The sequence below is a fragment of the Streptomyces sp. LHD-70 genome, assembly GCF_031157275.1.
Lineage (GTDB): Bacteria > Actinomycetota > Actinomycetes > Streptomycetales > Streptomycetaceae > Streptomyces.
This window is the reverse complement of the sequence record NZ_JAVIFW010000037.1, coordinates 1-10750: the sequence shown is the minus strand read 5'-3', so window position 1 is coordinate 10750 and position 10750 is coordinate 1. Positions and strand designations below refer to the sequence as shown.

Sequence of the window (10750 nt, the reverse complement as noted above, 5' to 3'; positions counted from 1 at the left end):
GTGCTCCTGCGGGTAGAGCGGGGCTGTAGGCGGCCAGAAGTCCCCAGACCGCCCCGTCGAATGCAGGCTATGTCTTTGTGAACGCGTGCACAAAGGTGGTGTCCGATTTGCCCGGCCAGAGTGACCGGGGTCACGCGCCGATCGTGCGCCGAAGTGGAACCGGCGCGGGCGGCGCGACGTTGGTTACCCGTAGGGGGCAAAACCGCACACTCTCCTCACGATTTCCAAGCCCCCGAGACCGAATCGCCCCCGATCGTAATCGAATTCCAGACTGGTCGGTCAGTTCCCGATCCCGCCCGCATCGCCCCGGAACCGCCCGCGCCTGCGCCGGGCCGCCCCAACTAGGCGGTGAGGGCCCGCCGCAGACGATCTTCATTGACGCGCCAGAAGTCGTGCTGCGCCCCGTCCACAAGCACCACCGGAATCTGCTCCCAGTACTTTCGGTGCAACTCCTCGTCCTGCGTGATGTCCTTCTTCTCCCATGCGGCGCCCGTCTCTCCGCAGACCTTTTCGATCACTTCCTGTGCTGTATCGCACAGATGACAGCCCGGCTTACCGATCAAGGTCACAAGCCGGTCCTCGGGCCGCTTCTTCTCCGTACGCCGAAAAATGGGACTCATACGGCCATTCTCGCGCGCCCGCGAGCCGAGCGGACCCCCTCCGTCGCGAGAGCCACACGCGGCACTCGTCACAGCGATTAACTGTGCGGTAGCGGAGAGTTCACAGGCTCCGAACGCGCACGACTCCGATGGCACCGAACAGAATGGCTATGCTCACGGACATGGCCGCTCTCGGATGGCTCACACCCCGTAGGCGCTCCGCCACCGCGCGCAGCGTCCTGGCAGGCGAGGCCTCGGCGGAGGCAGCGCGCAAGTCCTCGCAGGAGCTGGAACTCGCAGAGGAACCCACCGAGTCCGCGGAAACCGCGGAACCGGAGTTCCCGGTCGCGGGCGACGACAGGGCCGCCGCCTTCTTCGACCTCGACAACACCGTGATGCAGGGCGCCGCCCTCTTCCACTTCGGCCGCGGCCTCTACAAACGGAAGTTCTTCCAGCGCCAGGAACTGGCCCGATTCGCCTGGCAGCAGGCCTGGTTCAGGATCGCCGGCGTCGAGGACCCGGAGCACATGCAGGACGTCCGCGAAAGCGCCCTGTCCATCGTCAAGGGCCACCGCGTCGCCGAGCTGATGTCCATCGGCGAGGAGATCTACGACGAGTACATGGCGGAGCGCATCTGGCCGGGCACTCGCGCCCTGGCCCAGGCGCACCTGGACGCGGGCCAGAAGGTCTGGCTCGTCACCGCCGCCCCCGTCGAGACCGCGACGATCATCTCCCGCCGCCTCGGCCTGACCGGCGCCCTCGGCACCGTCGCGGAGTCCGTCGACGGCGTCTACACCGGCAAGCTCGTCGGCGAACCGCTGCACGGCCCCGCGAAGGCCGAGGCGGTGCGCGCCCTCGCCGCGGCGGAGGGCCTGGACCTCAACCGCTGCGCGGCGTACAGCGACTCGCACAACGACATTCCGATGCTGTCGCTCGTCGGGCACCCGTACGCGATCAACCCCGACAGCAAACTGCGCAAGCACGCACGCGAACGGGACTGGCGACTGCGCGACTATCGCACCGGCCGCAAGGCCGCCAAGGTCGGCATCCCGGCCGCCGCCGGCGTGGGCGCGATCGCCGGTGGCACCGCCGCCGCGGTCGCCCTGCACCGCCGCCGCCGCTGAACCCCCGACTCCCCCGCCGCCGCGCGTACTCCCCGTGACCGGCGGGGGTCCGTGTGCCGTGCACCGTCCGTACACGGCCGGGGGCGGGCTCCCGTGCGAGCCGATCCGTACCTGTTACCCGTGTGCCCGGCCCGCCAGTCCTGTCCGGGGCACTCGACCACAACACGCCCCGCACTCAGACAGATCACGGTCTAATCCGATCAACAACTGCTCACTCTGCGGTACTTGAAGTGCCGAAGATCCGTAACAGAAGCGACGGAATCGATGATTTGAGCAACTGGGTGTAGCGCTCCCTGCACGAAGCGTTATTCTCCTCAGACGCATACAGGACCCCACACGTCGCTACGACGGGTGAACGGTCCCACACTGCACGTGATGGAAGCTCTGCCTCTGGGAGTCCCGTGTACCCACACGTCGGGGTTGACACCTCGGGCCTGGCTACGCTGCGCGCAACGGTCGCCGACCGCTTGCGCGGCTTCGTCCCCACCGCGTACGCCGTCCCCGCCTTCGCCGTCCCTGCACCGACCGCCCCCTGCTACGCGCTGGCCGAGGGCCTCGGGAAGGGGCCGACACGCACCGCCGTCGTCGAAGGGCGCCGGCCCGACGGCCGGCATGCCGCCGGCAGACGCGGCCGCACCGGCACCACGTCGACCACCGCCCGCCGTCCCGCCGCGGACAGCGACAGCGCCCGCATGATGGACCTGGTCGAACGCGCCCAGGCCGGCGAGGCCGACGCCTTCGGCCGCCTCTACGACCAGTACAGCGACACCGTCTACCGCTACATCTACTACCGCGTCGGCGGCAAAGCCACTGCCGAGGACCTGACCAGCGAGACCTTTCTGCGCGCCCTGCGCCGGATCGGCACCTTCACCTGGCAGGGCCGCGACTTCGGCGCCTGGCTCGTGACGATCGCCCGCAACCTCGTCGCCGACCACTTCAAGTCCAGCCGCTTCCGCCTCGAAGTCACCACAGGCGAAATGCTCGACGCGAACGAGGTCGAGCGCAGCCCCGAGGACTCCGTCCTGGAGTCCCTCTCCAACGCCGCGCTGCTCGAAGCGGTGCGCCGACTCAACCCGCAACAGCAGGAATGCGTGACCCTGCGCTTCCTCCAGGGCCTCTCGGTCGCCGAGACCGCCCGCGTCATGGGCAAGAACGAGGGCGCGATCAAGACCCTCCAGTACCGCGCGGTGCGCACCCTCGCCCGGCTCCTGCCGGACGACGCCCGCTGACCCGCACCACCCGCACCACCCGCACTACCCGCACCACCCGCACGCCATCCGTCCCCCACACCACACCCACCCCCACCACCTCCCACAGTCCCCATACGGCCAGAGCCCCTCGTCCCCGTACGGCCTCGGCCCTCTCTCCCCCGCCTTCCGGCAACGCATCGTGACCCCCAACTCACCTCCTGTGACGGGTCGATGAGGAAAGCGGTCGGATCATCTTTCGTCCGTAACCCAAGTGCCGCGACCGTCGTTGTGCGGGATGCAGGCTCCCTGTGGTCACTCCCTGCCCCCGCGCCGCTCACTCGATCGAGCGGCCGGACTCAGGGCGGGGCAACTTCAGGCCCCCCTGGGGAGTCGGACGTCATGACGAGAGGAGGTGCCGCCAGTGATCGCGAATGTTTCGGCACACCGGCGGGCGAACGCCTTCGCCCAGGCCCTGGAGGAGCAGTCCGACCAGGCCGCGGCGGCCGAGCAGCCAGAGAGCACCGAGGCGTCCCCCGCTGCCGAACAGGCAGCGAGGAGCCGGATGTTGGCCTTGGCCGGTGATCTCGGCGAGCTGCCCAAGCCGGAGTTGGACCCCGAGGTCAAGGTGGTCCAACGCGCCCAGCTGATGGCCGCCATGGAGGCGATGCTTCAGGAGGGCACCGCCGCCGGAGGCGACGGAGTGAGCCCCTCGGTGCCCGAACAGCGCGCGGGCAAGGGCGCCCACCGGGCAAGCCCGCTACGCAAATTGCGCCCCCGCTCCCGCCTGTCGAAGGGCATCGCGGCCGGCGGCCTCACCGTCGGCGTGGCCGCCGGGGCGTTCAGCGGCGTCGCCGCCGCCAGCTCCGACGCCCTGCCCGGCGACCATCTGTACGGGCTGAAGCGCGGCATGGAAGACCTCAAGCTCGGCATGGCCGACGACGACTCGGCCCGCGGCGAGCTCTACCTCAACCAGGCCTCCACCCGTCTCCAGGAGGCCCGCCGCCTCATGGAGCGCGGCCGGGTCGGCGCACTCGACCACGAGTCGCTCAGCGAGGTCCGGCACACCCTGAGCGGGATGCGCAACGACGCCAGCGAAGGCCACCGCCTGCTGCACGCCGCGTACGAACGCAACGGGTCGATCGCCCCCATCCAGGCCCTGAACAGCTTCTCGCAGGCGCACCGCGACACCTGGAGCGCCCTGCGCGACCGCCTCCCGCTGCAGCTCTCCGACGTCGGGGACGAGGTCAGCTCCGTCTTCGACGCCATAGACGAGGAAGTCGGCCCGCTGAAGTCCCTGCTGCCGAGCAGCCCGGAGTCCGGCAGCAGCACGGGCAGCGGCACCGGCCGACCGGACTCCGGCACCACCGGCGAGGACGACGGCAAGCAGTCGCCCGGCGACGGCTCAGGCAGCAGCCCCGGCGACAGCGAGCCGAAGCCGTCCTCGAGCGGCAGCGAGGACGACGGCCTCATCGGCGGTGGCGGCCTGCTCGACCCGCCCGCGGACGAAAGCGGCAGCGCCACCCCGTCCGACGGGAACGCCACTCCCGGCAAGCCCGACGTCACCCTCCCGCCGGTCCTCCCGGGCCTCCTGCCCGGCCTCGGCATCGACGGCGAGGACACCACGAAGTAGCGGCAGTACGTACGTGTGTGGGGGCGCCCTCCGGCCAGGAGGGCGCCCCCACACACGTACGCGTCAAGAGCTCAGAAGAACACCGACCGGCGCTGCACCAGCAGCTTGTACAGCGTGTGCTGGATCTGCTCCCGCACCTGGTCCGTCAGGTTGAACATCAGCATCGGGTCCTCGGCCGCCTCCGGCGGATAGCCGTCCGTCGGGATCGGCTCGCCGAACTGGATCGTCCACTTCGTCGGCAGCGGCACCGCGCCCAGCGGCCCCAGCCACGGAAACGTCGGCGTGATCGGGAAGTACGGGAAGCCGAGCACCCGCGCCAGCGTCTTCGCGTTGCCGATCATCGGGTAGATCTCCTCGGCCCCGACGATCGAGCACGGCACGATCGGGGTGCCGGCGCGCAGCGCGGTCGACACGAACCCGCCACGGCCGAACCGCTGCAGCTTGTACCGCTCGCTGAACGGCTTGCCGATGCCCTTGAACCCCTCGGGCATCACCCCCACCAACTCCCCGCGCTCCAGCAGCTGTTGGGCGTCCTCGGCGCAGGCCAGGGTGTGTCCCGCCTTGCGGGCCAGCTCGTTCACCACCGGCAGCATGAACACCAGGTCGGCGGCGAGCAGCCGCAGATGCCGGTTCTGCGGATGCCGGTCGTGCACGGCGACCTGCAGCATCAGCCCGTCGAGCGGCAGCGTCCCGGAGTGGTTGGCGACGATCAGCGCACCGCCGTCCGCCGGGATGTTCTCGATGCCCTTCACGTCGACCCGGAAGTAGTTCTCGTACACGGGCCGCAGCATCGACATCAGGACCTGGTCGGTCAGCTCCTGGTCGTAGCCGAACTCGTCCACGTCGTACTCGCCGGTGAGGCGGCGGCGCAGGAAGGACAGGCCGCCCGCGATCCGGCTCTCCCAGCCGCCCTGCGGGGGCGCGGCCTCCTCGGGGCCGGACGTCTCGTCGAGGCCGGACGTCTCGTCGAAGGCGGGCGGCTCGCCCTGGGCGGGCAGGGCGAGCACCTCGCGTACGGCCGAGGGCTCGGCGGCCTTGCGGCGGGGCGTCGGCCTCGGCCGGGTCCTGCGCTCACCGCGCGGCCGGTCCGCCGCCCCCTCGTCGAACGGAATGACCTTGGCGTCCGCCATCGTTGCTGCGCTCCTCAGTTGGCGCTCTGCGTCGGGTGCTGTACGGCGTCGTCGCCGGTGGTGCTGCCGCCCGCGAAGGGCAGCGCCGCCAGCCGGTCGACGGCCTTCGCCAGGGCCTGCGGAGGCAGCAGTCCGGGGCCCCGGCTGCGGGCGAAGTCCGCGAAGGTCTCCGCCGTCGTGAAGTGCGGCCGGAATCCCAGTGTCTCGCGCATCTGCCGGGTGGACACCACCCTGCCGTGCGTGAGCAGCCGCACCTGCTCCGGCGAGAAGTCCGTGACGCCCACCGTGCGCAGCGCGCTGCCCGCCCAGGTCACCGCGGGAAGGAGCACCGGGAGGGTCGGCCGGCCGAGCCGCCGCGAGCACTGCGAGAGCAGCAGCACACCATCCCCGGCGATGTTGAACGTGCCGCTGTTGAGCGTGCCCCGCTCCGGCTCGCGCGCGCCGATCCGCAGCACGTCGATCACGTCGTCCTCGTGCACGAACTGCAGCCGCGGGTCGTAGCCGAGCACGGTCGGCATCACCGGCAGCGAGAAGTAGTCGGCGAGCGGTGAATCGGCGGTCGGGCCGAGGATGTTGGCGAAGCGCAGCACACACACCGCGACGTCCGGGCGGCGCCGGGCGAAGCCCCGTACGTACCCCTCGACCTCCACCGCGTCCTTCGCGAAACCGCCGCTCGGCAGCGATTTCGGCGGGGTCGTCTCGGTGAAGACGGCCGGGTCCTTGGGCGCCGAACCGTACACATTCGTACTGGACTTGACGACGAGGCGCTGCACCGACGGCGACTTCTGGCAGGCGCCGAGGAGCTGCATCGTGCCGATGACGTTGGTCTCCTTGACCGAGCCGCGGCTGCCACCGCCCAGCGGGGTGCCCGTCACGTCCATGTGCACCACGGTGTCCACGGAGTGCTCGGCGAGGACCCGCGCGATCGCCGGCTGCCGGATGTCGGCCCGCACGAATTCGGCACCGCCCAGATGGTGCTCCGGCGCCACCGCGTCCACGGCGATCACCCGGTCCACATCGGGCTCGCGCTGCACCCGGCGTACGAAACGGCCTCCGAGTTGCCGGGCCACCCCGGTGACGAGCACGACCTTGCCCAAGATCAGCGCCTTCCTTCTTCCACGACCGCCGCGCCCGCGCCTGCCCTGCCCGATCCGCGTACGGCCACGTTAGCGCCTGGATGTTGCGCTGTGATGACCTCCCGCTGCACGAAGTGAGGACGGGCACATCCACGCGGACGGCACACTCCGGAATGCGGTGAGAACGCGGCGAGAGCGCGGCCAGAACGCGGCGAAGCCCCCCGCCGCAAACCGGTGGGGGGCTTCGCCATGCGCTGCGTTGAGGCGGCGCTTACTTCTTGTTGCGACGCTGAACGCGCGTGCGCTTCAGCAGCTTGCGGTGCTTCTTCTTCGCCATCCGCTTACGCCGCTTCTTGATAACAGAGCCCACGACTACCCTCGCTCACTTCTCGGAACATTCCCGCTGCGGCGGGAATCTCGGTGCGGGGCAATCTGGGCCCACACGACCTACGTCGGCACAGCCTACCCGCCCGAGCGCCGAGCCCGTAATCGAGGTGGCCGATCAGGCTGTCTCCACCCCCACATACGAGTCGCGAAGGTATTCGTGCACCGAGTTCTCCGGCACCCGGAAGGACCTCCCCACCCGGATCGCCGGCAGATGACCGCTGTGCACCAGGCGGTACACGGTCATCTTCGACACTCGCATCGCCGAGGCGACTTCCGCCACGGTCAGAAACTGCACCTCACTCAGAGGCCTCTGCTCAGCAGCCATGACACACCCGAACCTTCCGCACATGACGGGCACCGGCTTCCCCTTCCGGTAACTCCTCGTCGCTGCGCGCTCACACCCAGAGTAGAGGCGGGTGGTGCGAGTGGGGAAGAGGTGCTGCGACAGGCCGCCTACCGGCACAGACAGGCCTCTCGGCCCCCTACCGTGACAGACCTGCGCGACCCAGCACATAGTGCGCCAACGGCCGGTAGTAGTCGGAACGCACCCCGTCGTCCAGCGGTACGGCGACGGACACCAGCCCCTCCGCCTCCCCGACGAACAGCGCCGGATCGTCCGTATCGGCCAGGCCGATGGCCTCCACACCGAGCTGACCTGCACCGCAGACCCAGCCGTGATCGCCGACGACCAGCTCGGGCAGCGGCCCGCCCGCCTCTGCCGCAGCCGCGAGCGCCGTACGCACCGGGAGCGGCGAGTGGCTGTGCGCCCCGGTCCCACGCCCGGCGCCCGCCCCGGCCGCGTCGCGCACCAACGCAACCCCGCGCACATGGTCAAGGGCGTACGTACGTAGACCGAACCGGGTCGTTATGTCGACACGTACGCCCTGCGCGGGGGTGAGCACCCTGCATCCGGCCGCCGAGAGGGCGTCCGCCAACTCGGCGTAGAAACCGAGCAGTCGATGCGGGTGACCGGTGCCGATCAGCACGGGCGCGCGCCGCCGCGCGGCCTGCCGCAACCGGTCCGCGAACGCGTCGAGACCGGCCACCGTCCGCTCCGGGTCGATCACATCGGGACCGGTGGTGTGCCGAGGGTCGGCCGATACGCCGCACTTGTCGGCCATGAGCGCGATCAAGTCCCGTTCGTCCCACGACCATTCGGGATCGAGCCCGAGCAGCACCCGCGGGTCCCTGGCCGCGAAGAGCCGATAGCTGCGCAGGCTCTCCTCGCGCGAGGTGGCCACGGGCCCGGCGAGCCGGGCGGCCAGCAGATGCGCCCGCAAGGCGCCGGTGCTCAACACGCCTGCGATGCTGGCGCACTCACCCCCGGCCGGACCGCGGAACCCCGGACAATCCCCACCGTCGGGCTAACTTCCGGCCCGTTGCCGGGCGCCTCGACTCCCACTGCTGGTAGGCGAGTTCAGGGTTCACGGTTCAGGGGCCATTTCACGGTTACCGGTTCAGGGTTCCGCCGCGCCTCCGTACGAGTTCGGCTTACGGCACACGCCTCCGTACGAGATCGGCCTACGGCAACAGCCCGCGCAGCGGGAAGACCGAGCGGCGGGTGGCGAGGATCGCCTGGTCGAGGCGGTCGGCCGGGTCGTAGCCCGCCTCCCAGTCCGCCCAGGACGGCTTGCGGCCATCGGTCATGCGCCGGGGCGCGGACTCCCGCGTACGCGCGAACACCTCCTGGCGCCACTCCTCCGGGATCTCCGTCCCCGGCGCGATCTCCCGCCCGGCGGCGATCGCCACGAGGTGCGTCCACGACCGGGGCACCACGTCCACCACCGCGTAGCCGCCACCGCCGAGCGCCACCCAGCGCCCGTCCGCGTGCTCGTGCGCCAGCTCGTGGCAGGCGAGCTGCACGGCGCGCTGCGCGTCCAACGAGACGGCCAGATGCGCCAGCGGATCCTCGAAGTGCGTGTCCGCGCCGTGCTGTGTGACCAGGACCTGCGGCCGGAACTCGGCGAGCAGCTCCGGCACCACCGCGTGGAACGCCCGCAGCCACCCGGCGTCGCCCGTCCCCGCCGGCAGCGCCACGTTCACGGCACTGCCCTCGGCCGCACCGGTCTCCTCGGGCCAGCCGGTCTGCGGGAACAGCGTCCGCGGGTGCTCGTGCAGCGAGATCGTCAGCACCCTGGGGTCCTCCCAGAACGCCGCCTGCACCCCGTCCCCGTGGTGCACGTCCACATCCACGTACGCGACGCGCTCCGCCCCCAGCTCGAGCAGCCGCGCGATCGCGAGCGCCGCGTCGTTGTAGATGCAGAAGCCGGCCGCGCCGCCGGGCATCGCGTGGTGCAGGCCGCCCGCGAAGTTCACCGCGTGCTTGGCCTCCCCGCGCCACACCGCCTCGGCCGCCCCCACGGACTGCCCGGCGATCAGCGCCGACACCTCGTGCATCCCCGCGAACGCCGGATCGTCGACGGTCCCCAGGCCGTACGAGCCCGTGGCCGCGGCGGGGTCCGCGGAGGCGGCCTTCACCGCGTCAACGTAGTCCTCCCGGTGCACGAGCCGCAGCGTCGACTCCCCCGCGGGCTTCGCCGCCACGACCTCCAGGTCGCGGTCGAGCCCGTACGCCGAGACGAGCCCTCTGGTCAGCGCAAGCCGCACCGGGTCCATCGGATGCCCGGCGCCGAAGTCATAGCGCGTTACTGCCTCGTCCCACATCAGCTGTGCGCGGCCGCTCATGCCCGTCACCGTATCGGTCGCCCTCGGACGCGAACGACCGGGCGTACACCAACGTCACAAGCACCAGAACCATCGGTACGAGCATCGCGCCCCGGTGGTAGTCCCAGGTCCCTCACGGCCCTGCAGGCTTGGGCAGATGAATCAGCCCAGCAATTCCGGGAGTTGACCCATGTCGGAGAAGTACGCGGTGGCCCCGTCGAGCCGGTCCCGCGGCATCATCGACGTGAACGCGAACACGTCCATACCCGCCGCCTGCGCCGCCTGAATACCCAGCGGACTGTCCTCGATGACGACGCACTTCTGCGGCTCGACATCCATCCGCTGGGCCGCGTGCAGAAAGAGATCGGGCGCCGGCTTGCCCGTGCCGACATCCTCCGAGCTGAAGATCCATTCCTCTTCGAACCACTCGTCGAGCCCGGTCTTGAGATGCCCGACCCGAATCTTCTCGTGACTCCCGGAGGACGCCACACAGTACGGAACACCTTCGGCGGTGAGCTTCTCCAGTACGTCGACGGCGCCCGACACGGGCTCCAACTCCTCCTGGAACGCGGTGAACACGCGCCGGTTGTACGCCGTCTCGAAGTCTTCGGGCAGCGGCTTGCCACCTCTCTCGGCCACGAGATCGTGCACCCGGTGCATGGCCGCACCCATGTAGTCCCGCAGCGATTCCTGGTACGTCGTGGGGTGCCCCAACTCGGTGAGATAGCTGGCCAGAATGGCGTTGGAGATGGGCTCGCTGTCCACGAGGACGCCGTCGTTGTCGAAGATCACCAGGTCATAGCGCATGCTTTGACTGTAAGTCCTGAGACCCCTGAAAACAGGAAAGCCCCGCACCATCAGGTGCGGGGCTTCCCCAACAAATAGTTCGGCGGCGTCCTACTCTCCCACAGGGTCCCCCCTGCAGTACCATCGGCGCTGTGAGGCTTAGC

At 70.1% G+C, this 10750-nt stretch carries 11 protein-coding genes and 1 pseudogene; 3 read left to right on the top strand and 9 right to left on the bottom strand.

The genetic code is table 11. The features are described from left to right. Positions 1-341: 341 nt before the first annotated feature. A complete protein-coding gene (locus tag RCO28_RS37745; RefSeq protein WP_282539740.1) occupies positions 342-620 on the bottom strand; it encodes a glutaredoxin family protein in 279 nt (92 codons plus the stop codon). A 161-nt stretch (positions 621-781) separates the two neighbouring features. Between RCO28_RS37745 and RCO28_RS37740 the strand changes: the two genes are divergently transcribed. The 3 genes from RCO28_RS37740 (at position 782) to RCO28_RS37730 (ending at position 4543) form a co-directional block, all read left to right on the top strand. Beyond that, positions 782-1723 (top strand): HAD-IB family hydrolase, encoded by a 942-nt coding sequence (locus tag RCO28_RS37740; RefSeq protein WP_308945911.1) that lies wholly within the window; start codon positions 782-784, stop codon positions 1721-1723. A gap of 401 nt (positions 1724-2124) precedes the next feature. Then, positions 2125-2952, top strand: coding sequence for an ECF subfamily RNA polymerase sigma factor, BldN family (locus RCO28_RS37735; RefSeq protein ID WP_308945910.1), 828 nt, complete (start codon positions 2125-2127; stop codon positions 2950-2952). A gap of 382 nt (positions 2953-3334) precedes the next feature. Continuing rightward, entirely contained in the window at positions 3335-4543 is a 1209-nt protein-coding gene (locus tag RCO28_RS37730) for a DUF5667 domain-containing protein (protein ID WP_308945909.1), read from the top strand. 71 nt (positions 4544-4614) lie between these two features. Here the strand turns inward: RCO28_RS37730 and RCO28_RS37725 are convergent, their stop codons facing one another. From RCO28_RS37725 to RCO28_RS37690, 8 genes and pseudogenes are all read right to left on the bottom strand, one after another. After that, positions 4615-5673: a lysophospholipid acyltransferase family protein gene (locus RCO28_RS37725; RefSeq protein ID WP_308945907.1), complete on the bottom strand. Its 1059-nt coding sequence runs from the start codon at positions 5671-5673 to the stop codon at positions 4615-4617. 14 nt (positions 5674-5687) lie between these two features. Continuing rightward, a complete protein-coding gene (locus RCO28_RS37720; protein ID WP_308945906.1) occupies positions 5688-6770 on the bottom strand; it encodes an NAD-dependent epimerase/dehydratase family protein in 1083 nt (360 codons plus the stop codon). Positions 6771-7020: 250 nt separating this feature from the next. After that, the gene (locus RCO28_RS37715; RefSeq protein WP_003948845.1) at positions 7021-7119 is read right to left on the bottom strand and encodes a 30S ribosomal protein bS22; all 99 of its coding nucleotides are present in this window, start codon (positions 7117-7119) and stop codon (positions 7021-7023) included. Between the two features lie 132 nt (positions 7120-7251). Then, positions 7252-7461, bottom strand: a complete 210-nt coding sequence (locus RCO28_RS37710) for a helix-turn-helix domain-containing protein (protein ID WP_282517019.1) — start codon at positions 7459-7461, stop codon at positions 7252-7254. A gap of 157 nt (positions 7462-7618) precedes the next feature. After that, the gene (locus RCO28_RS37705; protein ID WP_308945905.1) at positions 7619-8434 is read right to left on the bottom strand and encodes a phosphatase; all 816 of its coding nucleotides are present in this window, start codon (positions 8432-8434) and stop codon (positions 7619-7621) included. Between the two features lie 223 nt (positions 8435-8657). After that, on the bottom strand, positions 8658-9821 hold the full coding sequence (locus tag RCO28_RS37700; protein WP_308945904.1) for an acetoin utilization protein AcuC: 1164 nt from the start codon (positions 9819-9821) through the stop codon (positions 8658-8660). Next, a pseudogene (locus RCO28_RS37695) lies at positions 9772-9927 on the bottom strand (MFS transporter); the annotation flags it as partial. The pseudogene RCO28_RS37695 and the gene RCO28_RS37700, both read right to left, overlap by 50 nt. Before the next feature lie 35 nt (positions 9928-9962). Beyond that, complete coding sequence (locus tag RCO28_RS37690) at positions 9963-10607, bottom strand: HAD family hydrolase (protein ID WP_308945903.1); 645 nt, start codon at positions 10605-10607, stop codon at positions 9963-9965. Positions 10608-10750 lie beyond the last annotated feature (143 nt).

Bases quoted from the DNA above. Each gene is read 5' to 3' on its own strand.
- RCO28_RS37745 (WP_282539740.1), bottom strand. From the start codon at position 620: ATGAGTCCCATTTTTCGGCGTACGGAGAAGAAGCGGCCCGAGGACCGG.
- RCO28_RS37740 (WP_308945911.1), top strand. From the start codon at position 782: ATGGCCGCTCTCGGATGGCTCACACCCCGTAGGCGCTCCGCCACCGCG.
- RCO28_RS37725 (WP_308945907.1), bottom strand. From the start codon at position 5,673: ATGGCGGACGCCAAGGTCATTCCGTTCGACGAGGGGGCGGCGGACCGG.
- RCO28_RS37710 (WP_282517019.1), bottom strand. From the start codon at position 7,461: ATGGCTGCTGAGCAGAGGCCTCTGAGTGAGGTGCAGTTTCTGACCGTG.
- RCO28_RS37700 (WP_308945904.1), bottom strand. From the start codon at position 9,821: ATGAGCGGCCGCGCACAGCTGATGTGGGACGAGGCAGTAACGCGCTAT.
- RCO28_RS37690 (WP_308945903.1), bottom strand. From the start codon at position 10,607: ATGCGCTATGACCTGGTGATCTTCGACAACGACGGCGTCCTCGTGGAC.